Genomic DNA, 18014 nt, shown 5'->3' with positions numbered 1-18014 from the left:
CTCACAGCGGCTGCACGCCCTCCGGGTAGGCGTTGTAGCTCATCTTGCTGATGAATGCCCCGGCCGGGGACACCAACACCCGGCCGGCGGCGTCCAGCCCGAGGAAGGTGCCGGTGCAGCGCCCGGAGATAAAATCGAAGAAGAACACCGAGCACACCGGGATAATCTTTTCCCGGAAGGTGAAGAGGAACATCTCATCCTCAAACTTGTAGTAGGTGGCGTAGTCCATGTCGCCATGGCCGAACTGTTCGCCGCGCAGGTTTTGCCAGGCGTAGCGCTCGGTGTTGACGTAGAAGTGCTCGTAGTAATGGTTGGGGCTGTAGACGTTCAGCGTGCGATAGCCGATCAGCTCGCGGGTCAGATGCGGCGCGATGCCGCCCGGCGTGACGCCTGCAATCAGCCCAACGTGGAAGCTTTGCTTGAGGCGAGACCCCTTTTCTACCGCATGTTCGGGCAGCAGCGTGCTGCGCACCAGCAGCGCCCGGCCGCTGTCGCGGTTGAGCACCAGCGTCAGGCATTCGTTGCCCGGCGACTGCAGCGGAATATTGAAGAAATAGCGTGCGGCGGAGGTTTGCACCTCTTCGTAAGCGTCCTCGCCGCTCTCCCCGCCCCAGGCCCACAGCACCCGCTGCCGATCGGCGCTGAAACGCAGCGTGATTTCTCCGCCGTCTTCAAAGGCGATCTGCAGCGTTTTGCCGCGCCAGTCCTGAGTGCCCGGCAGCCGGTTGGTGTCGATACCGCGTGCAAAATCGTCGTAATTCTTCCAGTCCGGCTCGGCATTTTGATTCAGTACGGATGGTTCTGCTGACATCTTCGCTCTCCTTGATTGAATGGGATAAAACCGTCTTAAACGTCGGCGACGCCCGCCGGTTTCACCGCTCTGCGGCTCACCACCGCGGGTGCAGTTTCATCGAGAAAACAGCTCAGTACGCCGGCGCAGACCGCGCCGGCAGCCGCCAGCCACATCACGCTGACCAGGCCATAGCGATCGGCGATCAGCCCGGCGATAAACGGCGCCAGACAGCCGCCAATCACCTCGCCGATCCCCATCACCAGCCCCAACGCGGTGGCGATACGGGCCGGCGACACCGTTTCAGACGGGATGGTGGCCATAAACAGCGTGAAGCAGCCGAGGCCGGTATAAGACAGGAACACCAGCACGCCCAGCAGCCACGGGTTATCGACGTAGCTCAGGAACAGCGGGCAGCACACTGCCAGCAATGAAAAGAAGATCAGCGTCGGCTTGCGGCCGAGGCGATCGGAAATCGCCGGCACCGCTACGCCCCAGAACACCCAGGCGGCGCCGATGGCGCTCATGATGCCGCCCATCGTGCCTTCGCCGAAGCCGCGGTCGGTCACCAAAAAGTTGGGGGTGAAGGTAATGATGATCATGAACCAGGTGACGAACACGCAGGAAATCAGAATGCACAGCGCCACGTTCTTGATTTTGAACAGCTCGCCGTAAGCGGCTTTGTTCGCCGCCTTACCGGCCGCCGGCGCGGCGATAAAGGCGGGATCTTTTTTGCCGTTCACATAGCGATAGATCAGCCACGCCAGAATGATGCCCGGCACGGCGGTCAGGTGAAACGCCATGCTCCATCCCCACTTCTGCGCCAGATAGATGATCAGCGGCGGCGCGATAATGCCGCCCAGCAGCCCCGGCGCCGCGCCCTGGATCAATCCCATGTTGAAACCGCGGCGCTGCGGCTGCGATTTTTCCACCATCAACGACTGTGCGATCGGCAAAACCGGCCCTTCGGCGATCCCCATCAGCGCACGGAAGATCAATAGCATGGCAAACCCGCTGACCAGCCACGACAGTGCGGAGAACAGTGAAAACACCAGGATCGACAGGATCAACATCGGTTTACGGATATTAAAGCGATCGGCTATCGCCCCCAGCCCCGCGCCGGATAGCGCCCAAGTCAATGCCAGCACCGCCGACAGCGTGCCGAGATGCACGTTGCTGAGCTTGAGATCGGCGGCAATCATCGGAAACAGAAACGAGATGGTCAGACGATCGACGAACACGCAGCCGAAGACAAAAAATAAAATAATCAGCAACCGGTTCTCTTCACTTAATGCGCGGCGAGGCCCTGGCGATGTATTCATAGCGTCATTTGTCCATAAGTTAACTTATGAATGGCAAGCCGCCATGGCATAAGTATGTTAAGCGCTCGGCCAAGAGAGAAATTGGCCCTCCGTCACGACAACAACTCATTAACATGTTAATGACATAAAATTATCGTAAGCCGACGGTCTGTCAACCGGCGCGTTCTTAGAGACGAATGAAGTTTTTATCCGGTACTATTTTAAAATCGCATTATCACAATCAGATATTTTATTCCTTTGTTTTTACAGGCAATAAAATAATAACGGGTATTTTCCCGCGGTTAAAAACGCCCATTTTCACGCCAGCGGCGAATAATCTCATCATTCACTCTTTAGGTTTATTAATTGGTTACCCGCTTTCAGTGAGCTATAGGCAACATTCGGATTCGTTTTTATCTATTGAATCATTTCGTTTTGTTTCATGGCCGCACAACAAAATAACTCTTACGAGGGAAAGGCTATTGGCAGGGTTACATCATTTCATCTGGACAATAACAAAAGCGCAGAGCGTGACGTAAATCACGGCAATCATGCCGTATCCTGCAAAGTCATTGTGCTCGCAACAGCAATTATCTATTGCGATTAGGGCTGTTTATCTCAATTAATCGCCATGCAACACTTCGTGCCATCGTTCGACACCGCGCCGCAAGGCCTGAGACGGAGTGACACATGAGCATCGAAAAACTAACCCGGGAGCCGCTTTCCATCGGTATTGAGCTGCCGTTGGACAATGATTGGTCCACCAGCGGGCAGCTGAAACGCCAGCAGGACGGGCGACCGTTCGGCGTGCCGGACATGAGCGAACACGCTGCGCGCATCAAGCTGGCCGATGAGCTCGGCTTTCGCGCCGCCTGGGTTCGCGACGTGCCGCTGTACGATCCGGACTTCGGCGACGCCGCACAGGTGTTTGAAACCTTTACCTACCTCGGTTATCTGTCCAGCCTGACACGCAATATTCTGCTGGGCACCGCGGCCGTGGTGCTGCCGCTGCGGCAGCCGTGGCTGGTGCGCAAAGCGGCTTCTACGCTGCAAACGCTGAGCGGCGATCGTCTGCTGCTCGGCGTCGCCAGCGGCGATCGCCCCGTGGAGTACCCGCTGTTCGGCGCCGATTACGCTGCGCGCGGTGAAAGCTTCCGCACCAGCGTCGGCATTCTCAAAGGTGAAGCCGACAGCGCGCTCCAGCCTGGATTGCGCCTGCTGCCGGCCACGCCGCCACCGCCGCTGCTGGTCGCCGGGCTGGCGCAACAAACGCCCGAGTGGGTGGGGAAAAATATGGATGGCTGGCTGTCGTATCCCGGCACGCCAGCGGACCATGTTTCGCGGGTCAAACTCTGGCGTAACGTGGCCGGTGACAAACCCTACGTCAGCTTTATTCATCTCGACCTCACCGATAACGCCGACGCGCCGATTCAGCGCCATCGCTTCGGCATCAAGAGCGGCCGCAATGGGTTGATTCAGGAACTGAGCGCCATGCGTGACGCCGGGGTCAACCACATCGGCCTGCACTTCCGCCGCAACCAGCGGCCGCTGGAAGAGACAATGCAGGAGATAGGTCAGCTGGTGTTGCCGGAATTCCATCGCGCTTGACGCCCGCTTTAACCCGCTATTCCAACCTGAGCGCGCCTTTGCCCCGTTACCGGGGCTTTATTTCCGCCACTGCTATTTCATAGCAACTCAGTCTAATCCCTGCTGCCAAACGGCGGCATGATGATGGGGAAACGAGCCACCATGAGGAATGTGCAATGACGGCAAAACTGACAGAAGCGGGCTTTTGGCGCAAAACCGCCGACTCTTCATCGCTGCGCGAACCGCGCGTATTGATCCGGGTCTACGTCGACGAAGGCGAGATTGACCGCGCCATCGCGTTTTACGCGCAGCTGCACGGCGTGGAAGCGGATATGCGTTTCGACTTTCCCGAGCATCGGCTGGTGCTGGCGGCGGTGGGGCCGTTTCTTATCCTGGAAGGCGCGGAAGAAAACCTGCGCCCTTTTCGCAGCACCGTCGGCACGCTGCTGGTCGATGATATTTATCCCTACCACCAGCGGCTGCTGGCGGCCGGAGCCGAGATCTTCTTCGGCCCGGTGGAAGTGCCCACCGGCGCCTGTTTCAATGCTCGCCTGCCGGACGGCACGATTGTCGAGTACGTGCATCACCGACCGCGCGCGGACGAATAAACCGCCTCAGGGGATCGCCGGCGTCATGGCGTAACCGCGCAGATCCTTGCGCAGGCTGACCATGTACAGCACGATCACCGCCGAGAACGGCAGGCCGCACAGCACCACCGCGGTCTGCATCGCGCTGAAGCTGCCGGCGTACAGCAACCCGGCGCACACCAGCGTGGTGACCGCCGCCCAGAACACCCGCAGCCAGGCCGGCGCGTCATCGTGCGCGGAACCGCCCTGGCAGGAGAGGTTAGCTATCATCAGCGTGCCGGAATCGACCGGCGTCAGGAACAGCACGAAGCTTATCACCACCACGAAACCGGCAGTCAGCTGGGTATAGGGCAGGTATTCAAACAGCTTGAACACCGCCATCGGCGGATCGCTTTGCGCCACCTGGCCCAGGATCGCCTGCCCGCCCTCCAGCACCAGGCTGATGGCGGTATTGCCGAAGATCGACAGCCACGCCAGCGTGAACCCGAGCGGGATCAGCAACACGCCGAAGATCAGCTCACGGATGGTACGGCCTTTGGAAATGCGGGCGATAAACAGCCCGACGAACGGCGCCCACGCCACCCACCAGGCCCAATAGAACAGCGTCCAGGCGCCCTGCCACTGGCGCGCCTTGCCATACAGATACATATCGAAGCTGCGGCTGACGAGCGAGGTCAGATAATCCCCGAGGTTCTGCAACATGCCGTTGAGCAGGTTCAGCGTCGGCCCGGCCAGAAACACGAACAGCAGCAGCAGGCACAGGAAGCCGACGTTGATGTTCGACAGCATGGCAATGCCCTTCTCGACGCCGGTGACCGCCGCCAGCGTGGCCACCACCATCATCACCACGATCAGCGCCAGCAGTACGCCGGTGCTTTGCGGGATGTCGAACAGGTAAAACAGCCCCGAGTTCACCAGCAACGCGCCGATCCCCAGGTTGGTCACCATCGAGATAACCGTCACCAGAATACCGAAGCTGTCCACCAGATGACCGACGCCGCCGTGGATGCGCTCGCCGAAGATCGGGTACAGCGCCGAACGCAGCGCCAGCGGCAAACCGCGACAATAGGCGAAATAGGCGAGCGCGGTGGCGATCAGCGCGTACAGCGCCCAACCGTGCAGCCCCCAGTGCAAAAAGGTGAGCGCCATCGCCTGTCGCGCCGCCTGCACGCTGCCGCCGCTGCCTTCCGGTGGCGACAGGAAGTGATCCAGCGGCTCATAGGCGCCGTAATACACCAGCGCAATACCGATGCCCGACGAGAACAGCATCGCCACCCACGAGGGGTAGCTGAACTGCGGCGGCTCGTCATCCTGGCTCAGGCGAATATGGCCAAAGCGCGACAGCGCCAGCCAGAACACGAACGCCATGCAGGCGACCATCAGCAGCATGTAATACCAGCCGAACACATCGGCCACCCAGCTTTGCGCAACATTCAGCCACTGTTTGCTGGCGGCGGGAAACAGCACGACCAGCGATCCCAGCAGCAGGATCACCGCCGCCGAGCCGAAAAATACCGGGACATTTAATCTGACAGGTTCTTCGTCAAGCGATGGGGGAGTTTTCATTGTCATTGGCAGGCTTCCATGATGCGAAAGACAGACGATTTAAATGCAACTTTTGGTTAATATCTTATCGTCATTTATTTGACATTTTCGCAGCATATAGAGTATTGATTGACCGTTCAATCAATCAAATTCAAAGTGTGATTTGCCTATCAGTTGAGGAAAATATGTACCGCAGAGACATTCCTGAGCAGCGCAAGGAGCAGCTGATTAACGCCGCCTTCGAGACCATCAACGTTGTGGGGCTGGCTGGCGTCACCCTGTCGCAGGTGGCGAAAGAGGCCGGGCTGTCGACCGGCATCGTCAGCCACTATTTCGGCGATAAAGAAGGTTTGTTGAGCGCGACCATGCGCAAGATCCTGCGCGATCTGCGCGACGCGGTGGCCGAGTGCCGCGCTCAGGCGGCAAGCGACAGCCAGTCGCAGCTGTGCGCCATCATTCAGGGCAACTTCCACCCCAGCCAAACCAACGCCATTTCCATGCGCGCCTGGCTCGACTTCTGGGCCGCCAGCATGCATCAGCCGGTGCTGCGCCGCCTGCAGCGCGCCAACGATCGGCGACTCTATTCCAATATTTGCAGCCAGTTCCGCCGCGAGCTGCCGCTGCAGCAGGCGCGCGACGCGGCGCGCGGGCTGGCGGCGATGATCGATGGGCTCTGGCTGCGCGGCAGCCTGGCCGGGGATGATACCGATCTGCAGCAGGATTACCGCATCGCCTGCGACTACGTGATACAACGGCTCAAGGCCGCGCCATCGGCGGGGTGAACGGCAGCGTCATTGCGGTTCCTGCTCTTCGCTGTACTGGGTTTGCCACATGGCGGCGTAGCGGCCGTTCGCCGCCAGCAGCGTCTCATGCCCCCCGCGTTCGACGATCTCCCCCGCCTCCAGCACGATGATCTCATCGGCGTCCACCACGGTGGAGAGCCGGTGGGCGATCACCAGCGTGGTGTGGTTGCGACTCACCTCGCGCAGGTGCCCCTGGATTTCGCGCTCGGTCTGGGTATCCAGCGCGCTGGTCGCCTCGTCGAACACCAGGATGGCCGGATTTTTCAGGATGGTGCGCGCGATCGCCACCCGCTGCTTTTCACCGCCCGACAGCTTCAGCCCGCGCTCACCCACCCGGGTGTCGTAACCGTCAGGCAGGCCGACGATAAAATCATGGATATGCGCCAGCCGCGCCGCCCGCTCGATTTCTTCATCGCTGGAGCCGGTTTTGCCGTAACCGATGTTGTAGCGCAGCGTATCGTTGAACAGCACCGTATCCTGCGGCACGATGCCGATCGCCTGCCGCAGGCTGGCCTGGGTCAGCTGGCGAATGTCCTGGCCGTCGAGGGTAATGGCGCCGCCCTGCACATCGTAGAAGCGGAACAGCAGGCGCGACAGCGTGGACTTGCCCGCGCCGGAGGCGCCGACCACCGCCACCGTGTGGCCCGCCGGAATGGTAAAACTCACCTGCTTGAGGATTGGTCGGCGCGTGTCGTAACCAAAGCTGACCGCGTCGAATCGCACTTCGCCGCGATCGAGGCGCAGCGGCTGCGCATCCGGGCTATCGACGATCTCACGCTTTTCCTGCAGCAGATCGAACATATTCTCCATGTCGATCAGCGCCTGGCGCACCTCGGAATAAATAAAGCCGAAGAAGTTCAGCGGCTGATACAGCTGCAGCAGGTAGGCGTTGACCAGCACGAAGTCGCCGACCGTCATCGTCCCCTGGGTAATGCCCTGTGCCGCCATGGCCATCATCACGATCAGCCCGATCGAGATAATGGCGGTTTGCCCCAGGTTGATCGCGGTAAAACTGAATTGGTTCTTGATGGCGGCGTATTCGTACAGCCGCCGCGACAGATCGAAACGCTCGGCCTCGAACTCTTCATTGCCGAAGTACTTCACGGTCTCATAGTTCAGCAGGCTGTCGATGGATTTGCTGTTGGCGTCGGCGTTGGCCTTGTTGAGCTCGCGGCGAAAACGGGTGCGCCAGCTCACCGCCAGCACGGTGAACAGAATGTAGCAGCCGACCGTCGTCAGGATCGCCAGCGCAAACCAGCCGTTCAGCATATGCCACATGATTGCCGTGACCAGCGTCAGTTCGAACAGGATCGGCACGATGGAGAACAGCAGCCGCGACAGCACCGTGGACACCGCCTGGGTGCCGCGCTCGATGGATAGCGACAGCCCGCCGGTCTGACGCTCCAGATGGAAGCGCAGGCTCAGCGCATGCAGCTGGCGAAATACCCGCACGCCCAGCAGGCGCGTGGCATTCTGGCTGACGTGGATAAACATCACGTTGCGCAGCTCCTCAAACAGCGCGCCGCCCACCCGCGCCACGCCGTAGGCGATAATCAGCCCCAGCGGCACCGCCAGCATTTTCGCCGTCTCGCCGCTCAGCGCATCGACCATTGCTTTGTAGGCCAGCGGCACCAGCGTGGTGCTGACCTTGGCCGCCACCATAAACACGAAGGCCACCACCAGATACCCCCGCAGGCGCGGGTTGTCTTTCGGCCACAGGTAGGGCAGCAGGAATTTCAGCAAACGGGAACGATCCATCATGTAATATTCATCTTCTCGGTCGTGCTCGCGGCGCACGGCCGCGTGGGGGGTTATGAGTTTGGCCTGGCCGACAGCGAATGCCGCAGCCATCCCGTTTTCCTGCGGTGACAACTCAGCATCATCCGTCAGGAGAAGCGGCGGCGACTCGGGCAAAGTTCAGGCATGGAGGAGACAATCACATGACCCACACGTATGCAAAGCGCTTTGCGCAGGTCTTTGACTATATCGACCGCCACCTGGACGAGGCGCTCACCGTCGAAAAACTGAGCGAAGTGGCCCATTTTTCGCGCTTTCATTTTCAACGCCAGTTTAGCGCGTATTGCGGCATCTCGGTGTGGCGTTATATCCAGTGGATGAGGCTTAAACGCGCCTCTTACCGCCTGGCGTATAACCCGCTGGAGCCGGTGATTGACATCGCGCTGGACGCCGGTTTTCAAAACCCGGAGTCCTTCAGCCGCGCCTTCAAACAGGCGTTCAGCCAAACGCCGAGCCAGTTTCGCAAACAGCCGGCCTGGATCGATTGGCAGCAGCGCTTTCCCGAGCCGAAACACAAAAGGAAACAACCCATGAAGGTAGACATTGTCGATTTCCCTGCCACGCCGGTGGCGATGATCGAACATAGCGGCCCGCCCGCGCTGGTCAACGAAACCGCCGCACGCTTTATCGAGTGGCGCAAAACCAGCGGCCTGTCGCCGGTCAGAAGCAGCCGCACTTACGGCATCGCCCCGCACGATCCGGCCATCACCGAAGCGCAGGACTTCCACTTCTTCATTTGCGGCGAGGTCACGGCGCCGATCCCGGAGGACAACGCCTTTGGCGTGGTGAACGGCACGCTGCCGGCCGGGCGCTGCGCGGTGCTGCGCCATCATGGCTCGCTGGATGGGCTCTCGGAAAGTGCCCACTATCTGTACCGCGAGTGGTTGCCGGCCAGCGGCGAGGAGCTGCGCGATTTTCCGCTCTATTTCCACTACCACAACTTCGTGCACGAGGTGGCGGAATATGAACTGGTGACCGATCTTTACCTGCCGCTGAAATAGCTGACATCTGGCTCCGCAAGGAGCCAGATTGACGTTAACAGGACGGCGACGAACCTTGTGGCGGCAGATAACGCTGCGGATCGAGTGCGGTAGCGTGATAGCGGATCTGGAAGTGCAGGAACACCGAATCGGTGCCGGTGCTGCCCATGGTGCCGATCTTCTGCCCCGTTTTCACATCCTGACCGTTGCGCACCAGCGTAGTGTCGTTGTGCGCATAAGCGGTAATAAAATCTTCGCCGTGCTTAATCATGATCAGGTTGCCGTAGCCGCGCAGCTGGTTGCCGACGTACACCACTTTGCCCTTGGCGGAAGCGTAAATCGGCTGGCCGCGTTTGCCGGCGATGTCGATGCCCTTGTTGCCGCCATCTGAATTGGAGTAGGCCTGCACGATCCGGCCGCTGGTCGGCCAGCGCCAACAGCGGGCGGCGCCCGGCGGCGGCGTCTGCTTGGCGATCGCAGCGGAAGACGAAGAGGTTTTACGACGCGTGGCGGCGGTTTTGGTCGGCGCGCTGCCGCTCAGCCGCAGTTTCTGCCCCACTTCCAGGCTATAGGGCGGGCGTATCTTGTTGATTCTGGCCAGATCGCTGACTTCGCTGTCGGTGATCCAGGCGATGTAGTACAGCGTATCGCCCCGTTTGACGGTGTAGGACTTGCCGGTGTAGGTGCCCTTCGGCAGTTTGTCGTAGTCGCGGTTGTAGGCATTTTTACCCGAACACCCGGCCAACAACAGCCCCAATGTCAGACACGCCGCGATGCGGCGCCACCCAGCCCATTTGCTTCCTGTGCTCAAATCCAGTCCTCGGTCGTCTTTTCGGTTCTGATACCCGTCAGCCGCACAGTGTAACATTTGCGCCGGATCAGTCAAAAACCCCCAGAGGGTCTATGCTAAACAGGTAAGGATGACTGATTAATTACCCAACGACGAAATGGAGTACTGTCATGTTGAACCTCGACCGCAATAATCTGCCCCTCCTGAGCGAAGAACTGCTCAAAAAGCAACGCACCACCCTGCTGATCATCGCTTTCCTGCTGCTGGCGGGCGGCATACTGTGCCTGGTCAATCCTTTCGCCTCCGGTGCGGCGCTGAGCATCGTGGTCGGCATCCTGCTGCTGTTGAGCGGCGCCGGGCTGATTATCGCCATGATCGCCAACCGGGCGCAGAATACCTGGCCGATGATCGGCGGCATTCTGCTGGGCGTGGCCTACCTGATTATCGGCTATGTGTTCATCACCAGCCCGCTGGCGGGCATTCTGGCGTTGGCAGTCTACCTCGCCGTGCTGTTCGCGCTCGGCGGCATCGCGCGCCTGGCGGCGGGCTACATGCGCCGCGGGCTGCCGGGCAACTGGCTGCAGTTCGTTATCGGCGTGCTCGATTTGATCATCGCCTGGATGCTGATCGGCTCAGGCCCGGCGGCGTCGGTCACGCTGGTGACGGCGATCGTCGGCATCGAGATGCTGGTCAGCTCCTTTGCGCTGTTCCAGGCGGCGAATCTGTTTAAACGCGCCTGATCGTAGCGGCCCGCCGCCGGCGGGCCCTCATCCTCTCCCCCGTTTGCAAACACAACGAGGCGATACCCCCTCGGCTTGTCCGTGGTTATCTTCATCGGTAAGTGCCAATATAGGCGCAGACAAGGGAGCTGAAACCGATGACAACCCATTCCAACCCGTTGAACTCGCGGGAAGTCTGCCTGCAATTACGCCACTTCAATCAGGTAATCGGGCAACAATGCCGCAATATGGCGCGCCAAAAAACCACCTGCCCGTGCTGCCTGACGGACATCGCCACCGGCTGCGATGCCGGTATCAAACTGTGTGGGCAGCAGCTAGCCAAACCCAATCCGCAAACCCCGTTATTCCGGCAGATTCGCAACTTGCTGCTCGACCTGCGCGCAGAAGCGATAGGGGTTCACAGAATCGACGCCCTGAACCGCACCAATAACGAAATATCCTGGCTGTTGCGCGAGCTGTATTTCGAGACGTTCTGAACATAAGGGCCGCGCGCCCATCGCTTAACGTCAATCGGCGCGGCTATCATCCGCGCCGAATCATGGCGACACCATTCTCATCTCCCCCTTATTCTCCCCCTTTTAGCGCGGGCGTTCATCCAGCTTTACGACCGCCGTCACACCTCGCCACCGCCAAATTGCGTTGGTTATAGAGTCGTCTACAATTCAATCGAATTACCCCCTACAACATCAGAAATTATTATTATTAGAGGTGATTATGTTACAGAAACACGAAAACGTAATAAGTATGACTGTACTAAGCCCGCAAGCCACCCAACAACTGATGCCTTCGTTTTCTTCCTTGCCCCACACGCAACACGCCGACGGCAAATATCGCCTGCGCCGTTATTCGGTCGTCAAATACCTCAACCCCAACGTCGCCGAAGTGGGTCCTCGTACCTTTATGCAATCCGATCAGATAAACCATTTCCAGGGCAACGTGGTGCGCCGCTTCGAGCCTATCGACAGCGCCGTGCTGCAGAGCGCCGGCATGGCGGAGATGTGCAACCTGTTTGCCGAAAATAACGAACTGCCGGAAGGCGCCGAGATAGAGATCCACCAAATGCGCGTGGTCGCCATCCAAAAAGATACGCTGGTGGCGCCGGAAGGCATTCACCAGGACGGTTTCGACCATATCGCCATGATCGCCATTCACCGGCACAACATCGTCGGCGGTGAAATCATGCTGTACGACGACAGCCACCACGATCCCTTCTTTAAAAAAGCGCTGGCGGACGGTGAAGCCGTGCTGCTGGCGGACAGCAAACTGTGGCACAACGCCACGCCGATCAACGCCGTAAGCCCGAACGAAGAAGGCTATCTGGATCTCTTCGTCCTCACCGCGCGGGGAGAGAAAGCATGACCTTTACGCCCGAGCTCGCCCGACGCCAGTTCAGCGCCCTGTCTCAGCACATCGACGGCAAACCGGCGATCTTTTTCGACGGCCCCGGCGGCGCACAGGTTTCACGGGGCGTGCTGGAGAAAATGACGGACTACCTGGGGACATACAACGCCAACCTGGGCGGCCACTACTTCTCCAGCCGGGTCACCGGCGAGGTGATGGGCCAGGCGCGGGAATCGGTGCGCGCCTTGTTAAATGCGCCTTCGCCCGACAACATCGTCTTCGGCATGAACATGACCACGCTGACCTTTCATCTCAGCCGTATCATCAGCCGCGACTGGCAGGCCGGCGATGAGGTCATCGTCACCGCGCTCGATCACTACGCCAACGTCTCCAGCTGGCAGCAGGCCGCCGCAGACAAGGGTGCCGTGGTGCATCAGATACCGCTGGAGAGCGCCGACTGCGCATTGGATGCCGCGAAAGTGTGTGAGCGCATCAATGCCAACACCCGCCTGGTGGCGGTCAGCTACGCTTCCAACGTCACCGGCAGCATCGTCGATATCAGCGCCATCGTCGAAGCCGCGCATCGGGTCGGTGCGCAGGTGTATGTCGACGCCGTGCACTATGCGCCGCACAACCTGATTGACGTACAGGCGCTGGGCTGTGATTTCCTGGTGTGCTCCGCCTACAAGTTCTTCGGCCCGCACGTCGGCATGGCCTACATCGCGCCGCAGTGGCTGCAGCGCCTGCGTCCGTACAAAGTCGAGCCGGCCACCGACGTCGGCCCCGGCCGTTTCGAGACCGGTACTCAGAGCTTCGAAGCGCTGGCCGGCGTCGCGGCCGCTATCGAGTATCTGGCGCAGTGGGGGACGCCGGGCGCGCCGTTAAGGCAGCGTTTGCAGGAGAGCTTCGCCGCCTACCACCGGCATGAAGAGGCGCTGTGCCGCCACTTTTTGCAACGGCTGCAACAGCTCGACGGCGTGCGGCTCTACGGCCATTCACAGGCGGACAGCGCGCGCCGCACGCCGACCTTCGCCCTGACCTTCAGCGGCCATACGCCTGACGCAATCGCCCGTCACCTCGGGCAGCACAACATCTGCGCCGGCAGCGGGCATTTCTATGCGCTGGGCCTGATCCAGCAGTTGGGGTTACAGGACGGCGGCGTGCTGCGCATCGGCATGATGCACTACAACACCCAAGGCGAAATAGACACGCTGTTTAAGGTGATCGCCGAAGATATCCTCAGTTAACTCGCCACATCGGCCCGCTCACCTTATTGAGCGGGCCATCGCGGCACGCTGGGGGTAGAATCAAGGGAATTTTATTTTAGAAATGGATTTTTACTTTGCGAAAATATGCAGTTATCGCCGCCGCATTGATGATGTCTTCCTGTGCCACGCCGGAGAAATGGGAAGCGCAAACGGCAACCCCAACGCCCCTTGAAGCGGCCAGAACCCACTGCCGGCAAGAGGCCGAACAGCGCTATCCCGTGAACCTGTCTTTGCACGCCAGCTCGCCGACCTTCTCCTCCATGACGATCAACGGCACGGAGATCCCCAACGCCGGTGGCGGCGCTTTCCCCTCGGACAGCAATGAAATGCGCAGAACAGAATTCGTTAATGCCTGCATGAAATTGGAAGGATGGGAAAATAAAAATAAGGTGACGGGATTATTGGCATTTTTATTTAACTAACGGCAACACGGAATAACTCGGAATTACCGCGCTCAGGCAGCGGTAATTCCGCCCTATTGACCGGCACCGACAGCCTGACTATTTTGCTACGATATAACAGGTTACACCTCTCCTCCATTCAGGGCGATAATCAAACAAATGGAATAAATCAATTTATGAGTGAGAAAGACACCCCCCTAAAAAAGCCGCAGAGCCATATCAACAAAGCGGTATTCTTCACCTCTGCAGTCCTCATTTTTCTTCTGGTCGCGTTCGCCGCCTTTTTCCCCGACATCGCTGACAAGAACTTCAAGCTTCTGCAGCAACAAATTTTCACCAACGCCAGCTGGTTTTATATTTTGGCCGTGGCGCTGATTTTGCTCAGCGTGACGTTTCTGGGGCTTTCCCGCTACGGCGACATCAAACTTGGCCCCGATCATGCGCAACCCGATTTTCGCTACCACTCATGGTTTGCCATGCTGTTTTCAGCGGGGATGGGCATCGGCCTGATGTTCTTCGGCGTGGCAGAACCGGTTATGCACTATCTCTCGCCACCGGTCGGCACGCCCGAGAGCGTCGAGGCGGCCAAACAGGCCATGCGCCTGACCTTTTTCCACTGGGGGCTGCACGCTTGGGCGATCTACGCCATCGTGGCGTTGATTCTGGCCTTCTTCAGCTATCGGCATGGCCTGCCGTTGACTCTGCGCTCTGCGCTTTATCCGATCATCGGCGACCGCATTTATGGCCCTATCGGCCACGCCGTCGATATCTTCGCCGTCATCGGCACCGTATTCGGGGTCGCGACCTCGCTGGGTTATGGCGTGTTGCAGGTCAACGCCGGGCTTAACCACCTGTTTGGCGTGCCGATCAACGAAACCGTTCAGGTGATCTTGATCGTGGTGATTACCGGGCTGGCCACCCTTTCCGTGGTTTCAGGGCTGGAGAAAGGCATACGCTTTCTGTCAGAGCTGAACCTTGGCCTGGCGCTGTTGCTCCTGGCCTTGGTCCTGCTGTTGGGGCCAACCGTCCTGCTGTTGAAATCCTTTGTGGAAAATACCGGCGGCTATCTGTCCGAGCTGGTCAGCAAGACGTTCAACCTGTATGCCTACGAGCCAAAATCCAGCAACTGGTTAGGCGGATGGACGCTGCTCTACTGGGGGTGGTGGCTCTCCTGGTCGCCTTTTGTCGGTATGTTCATCGCTCGGGTTTCCCGCGGCCGAACCATCCGCGAATTTGTCACGGGCGTGTTGTTCGTCCCGGCAGGCTTCACCCTCATGTGGATGACGGTGTTCGGCAACAGCGCCATTTACCTCATCATGGAACAGGGCGCGACAGACCTCGCCACTACGGTACAGCAAGATGTGGCGTTGGCGTTGTTTAACTTCCTGGAACATTTCCCGTTCTCCAGCGTGCTTTCGTTTATCGCCATGGCGATGGTGATCGTCTTTTTTGTCACGTCCGCCGATTCCGGCGCCATGGTCGTAGATACGCTGGCTTCGGGCGGCTCCAGCAACACGCCGGTTTGGCAACGCATTTTCTGGGCGTCGCTGATGGGCATCGTCGCCATCGCCTTGCTGATCGCCGGGGGGCTCAGCGCGCTGCAAACCGTCACCATCGCCAGCGCATTGCCGTTCTCGGCCATCTTGCTGATATCCATTTACGGTTTGCTTAAGGCGCTGCGCCGCGACCTGACCAAGCGCGACAGCCAAAATATGGCCACCATCGCCCCCACCGCCGCCCGCAACCCCATTCCCTGGCAGCGCAGGCTGCGCAATATCGCCTATCTGCCAAAACGCTCGCTGGTTAAGCGCTTTATGGATGAGGTTATCCAACCGGCCATGACGCTGGTGCAGGAAGAACTGAGTAAACAAAACACGCTCAGCAGCATCAACGCCACTGCGGAAGACCGCATTCGTTTCGAGGTCGATTTGGGCGATGAGCTTAACTTTATCTATGAAGTCAGACTGCGCGGCTACAGTTCGCCGACGTTCGCTCTGGCCGGGCTGGATAACGATGAACAGCAAGCCGAGCAGCACAAGTATTATCGCGCGGAGATCTACCTGAAAGAAGGCGGCCAGAACTACGATGTCATGGGCTGGAATCAGGAGCAGTTGATCAACGATATTCTCGACCAGTACGAGAAACACCTGCATTTCTTGCATCTGGTGCGCTAAAGAGCGACATGCCGTCCCCAGGGGCGGCATTTTTTTGCCCTGCTTTCCTCACCACGGCGCTGATGATGCTGGTGGGATGGCGGACAACCAGTGATAACGCTTACAGGGGCAAAGGATTGGGTTGGGGTAATCTTTCGGAGAATCAGGATGTTTTCAGGAGGGAATGCTGGAGCGGGTGAAGGGAATCGAACCCTCGTATGCAGCTTGGGAAGCTGCCGTTCTACCATTGAACTACACCCGCATCGGTGTGCGACAGGCATTATAACCGGTTATCGGCGGCGGGCAAGCGGAGATGGCGCGTAACTGTCGATGTTTTAAGCGGTTAGGTCCGGCGGGCGAAAAAAAACCGGCGCAGTTGCCTGCACCGGTGGTTTCACGCTAAACGGAATTATTTCTGTGGGCGCATCGCCGGGAACAGAATTACGTCGCGGATGGTGTGGCTGTTGGTGAACAGCATCACCATACGATCGATACCGATGCCCAGACCGGCGGTCGGCGGCAGGCCGTGCTCCAGCGCGGTGACGTAGTCTTCGTCGTAGAACATCGCTTCGTCGTCGCCGGCATCTTTAGCGTTCACCTGATCGGCAAAGCGCTGCGCCTGGTCTTCGGCGTCGTTCAGCTCGGAGAAGCCGTTGCCGATTTCACGGCCGCCGATGAAGAACTCGAAGCGGTCGGTGATTTCCGGGTTCACGTCGTTGCGGCGCGCCAGCGGCGACACTTCAGCCGGGTACTCGGTGATGAAGGTCGGCTGAATCAGATGGCTTTCTGCCACTTCTTCGAAGATCTCGGTCACGACGCGGCCCAGACCCCAGCTCTTCTCAACCTTGATGCCGATAGATTCGGCGATGGCTACCGCTTTGCCCATGTCGGCCAGGTCAGCCAGATCGGTTTCCGGACGGTATTTCTTGATCGCCTCGGTCATGGTCAGCTTCTCGAACGGCTTGCCGAAGTCGAACACTTCGTCGCCGTACTGCACCTGAGAGGTGCCCAACACTTTCTCGGTCAGGGTGCGGAACAGGGTCTCGGTCAGCTCGATCAGGTCTTTGTAATCCGCGTAAGCCATGTAGAGTTCCATCATGGTGAACTCTGGGTTGTGACGCGGAGAAACGCCTTCGTTACGGAAGTTGCGGTTGATTTCGAACACGCGCTCGAAGCCACCGACCACCAGACGCTTCAGATACAGTTCCGGCGCGATGCGCAGGTACATGTCGATATCCAGCGCATTGTGGTGCGTGATGAACGGACGCGCGGATGCGCCGCCCGGGATCACCTGCATCATCGGGGTTTCGACTTCCATGAAGCCGCGTTCCACCATGAAGTTACGGATAGCCGACATCACCTGCGAACGCACCTTGAAGGTGTTGCGCGATTCTTCGTTGGCGATCAGATCCAGATAACGCTGGCGGTACCGGGTTTCCTGATCCGCCAGGCCGTGGAATTTATCCGGCAGTGGGCGCAGCGCTTTGGTCAACAGACGCAGTTCGGTGCAGTGGATCGACAGTTCGCCGGTCTTGGTTTTGAACAGCTTGCCGCGCGCGCCGAGGATATCGCCCAGGTCCCACTTCTTGAACTGCTCGTTGTACACGCCTTCAGCCAGATCGTCGCGCGCGACGTACAGCTGAATGCGGCCGCCCACGTCCTGCAGCGTGACGAAGGATGCCTTGCCCATAATGCGGCGGGTCATCATGCGGCCGGCGACGGTCACTTCTACGCCCAGCGCTTCCAGCTCTTCGTTGTCTTTATCGCCGTACGCGGCGTGCAGTTTGTCGGAGGTGGAATCGCGACGGAAGTCATTCGGGAACGCAATGCCGTTCTCACGCAGGCCGGCCAGTTTCTCGCGGCGGGACTGCAGTTCGTTATTGAGATCCAGCGCCTGATCGGCGCCCTGTACTTGTTGTTCAGACATTTCT

Annotated in this window: 16 protein-coding genes and 1 tRNA gene; 10 read left to right on the top strand and 7 right to left on the bottom strand. The window is 59.2% G+C overall.

Translation table 11 applies throughout. From position 1 onward, the window contains the following. Position 1: 1 nt before the first annotated feature. Positions 2–811, bottom strand: coding sequence for a MoaF C-terminal domain-containing protein (locus FHU12_RS00925; protein WP_141966834.1), 810 nt, complete (start codon positions 809–811; stop codon positions 2–4). A 35-nt stretch (positions 812–846) separates the two neighbouring features. After that, positions 847–2064, bottom strand: a complete 1218-nt coding sequence (locus tag FHU12_RS00920) for an MFS transporter (protein ID WP_141966832.1) — start codon at positions 2062–2064, stop codon at positions 847–849. Positions 2065–2781: 717 nt separating this feature from the next. Here FHU12_RS00920 and FHU12_RS00915 point away from each other — a divergent pair. Together FHU12_RS00915 and FHU12_RS00910 are read left to right on the top strand one after the other, a co-directional pair. After that, positions 2782–3699: a TIGR03571 family LLM class oxidoreductase gene (locus tag FHU12_RS00915; protein WP_141966830.1), complete on the top strand. Its 918-nt coding sequence runs from the start codon at positions 2782–2784 to the stop codon at positions 3697–3699. 155 nt (positions 3700–3854) lie between these two features. Beyond that, a complete protein-coding gene (locus tag FHU12_RS00910; protein ID WP_141966828.1) occupies positions 3855–4286 on the top strand; it encodes a VOC family protein in 432 nt (143 codons plus the stop codon). Between the two features lie 6 nt (positions 4287–4292). Here FHU12_RS00910 and FHU12_RS00905 read toward each other — a convergent pair whose 3' ends face one another. Next, positions 4293–5837: a BCCT family transporter gene (locus tag FHU12_RS00905; protein WP_141966826.1), complete on the bottom strand. Its 1545-nt coding sequence runs from the start codon at positions 5835–5837 to the stop codon at positions 4293–4295. A 158-nt stretch (positions 5838–5995) separates the two neighbouring features. Between FHU12_RS00905 and betI the strand changes: the two genes are divergently transcribed. After that, positions 5996–6592 (top strand): transcriptional regulator BetI, encoded by a 597-nt coding sequence (gene betI / locus FHU12_RS00900; protein WP_141966824.1) that lies wholly within the window; start codon positions 5996–5998, stop codon positions 6590–6592. 9 nt (positions 6593–6601) lie between these two features. Here betI and FHU12_RS00895 read toward each other — a convergent pair whose 3' ends face one another. Continuing rightward, complete coding sequence (locus tag FHU12_RS00895; protein WP_141972811.1) at positions 6602–8371, bottom strand: ABCB family ABC transporter ATP-binding protein/permease; 1770 nt, start codon at positions 8369–8371, stop codon at positions 6602–6604. 182 nt (positions 8372–8553) lie between these two features. On the opposite strand from FHU12_RS00895, the gene FHU12_RS00890 reads away from it, so the two are divergent. Next, the gene (locus FHU12_RS00890; RefSeq protein WP_060435024.1) at positions 8554–9411 is read left to right on the top strand and encodes an AraC family transcriptional regulator; all 858 of its coding nucleotides are present in this window, start codon (positions 8554–8556) and stop codon (positions 9409–9411) included. A gap of 34 nt (positions 9412–9445) precedes the next feature. Here the strand turns inward: FHU12_RS00890 and actS are convergent, their stop codons facing one another. Next, entirely contained in the window at positions 9446–10201 is a 756-nt protein-coding gene (gene actS, locus FHU12_RS00885) for an amidase activator ActS (RefSeq protein ID WP_141966822.1), read from the bottom strand. 149 nt (positions 10202–10350) lie between these two features. On the opposite strand from actS, the gene FHU12_RS00880 reads away from it, so the two are divergent. The 6 genes from FHU12_RS00880 (at position 10351) to FHU12_RS00855 (ending at position 16104) form a co-directional block, all read left to right on the top strand. After that, positions 10351–10920: an HdeD family acid-resistance protein gene (locus FHU12_RS00880; protein ID WP_033644791.1), complete on the top strand. Its 570-nt coding sequence runs from the start codon at positions 10351–10353 to the stop codon at positions 10918–10920. Between the two features lie 137 nt (positions 10921–11057). Further along, complete coding sequence (locus FHU12_RS00875; protein ID WP_141966820.1) at positions 11058–11396, top strand: hypothetical protein; 339 nt, start codon at positions 11058–11060, stop codon at positions 11394–11396. A 268-nt stretch (positions 11397–11664) separates the two neighbouring features. Further along, entirely contained in the window at positions 11665–12279 is a 615-nt protein-coding gene (locus FHU12_RS00870) for a 2OG-Fe dioxygenase family protein (protein WP_230490971.1), read from the top strand. Further along, complete coding sequence (locus tag FHU12_RS00865; protein WP_141966818.1) at positions 12276–13508, top strand: cysteine desulfurase-like protein; 1233 nt, start codon at positions 12276–12278, stop codon at positions 13506–13508. The genes FHU12_RS00870 and FHU12_RS00865 overlap by 4 nt, the downstream gene beginning before the upstream one ends. A gap of 95 nt (positions 13509–13603) precedes the next feature. Beyond that, the gene (locus FHU12_RS00860) at positions 13604–13951 is read left to right on the top strand and encodes a hypothetical protein (RefSeq protein WP_225529547.1); all 348 of its coding nucleotides are present in this window, start codon (positions 13604–13606) and stop codon (positions 13949–13951) included. A gap of 155 nt (positions 13952–14106) precedes the next feature. After that, on the top strand, positions 14107–16104 hold the full coding sequence (locus FHU12_RS00855; protein ID WP_141966816.1) for a BCCT family transporter: 1998 nt from the start codon (positions 14107–14109) through the stop codon (positions 16102–16104). Between the two features lie 167 nt (positions 16105–16271). On the opposite strand, the gene FHU12_RS00850 is transcribed toward FHU12_RS00855, so the two are convergent. Continuing rightward, positions 16272–16345 (bottom strand) — tRNA-Gly (locus FHU12_RS00850). A 147-nt stretch (positions 16346–16492) separates the two neighbouring features. Then, complete coding sequence (gene lysS / locus FHU12_RS00845; protein WP_004931697.1) at positions 16493–18010, bottom strand: lysine--tRNA ligase; 1518 nt, start codon at positions 18008–18010, stop codon at positions 16493–16495. Positions 18011–18014: the final 4 nt, after the last annotated feature.

Source organism: Serratia marcescens (assembly GCF_006715005.1).
In the GTDB taxonomy this organism is placed as follows: Bacteria; Pseudomonadota; Gammaproteobacteria; order Enterobacterales; family Enterobacteriaceae; genus Serratia; species Serratia montpellierensis.
Note: the sequence above shows the minus strand (reverse complement) of the source record. Positions and strands in the feature narration are given on the sequence as shown.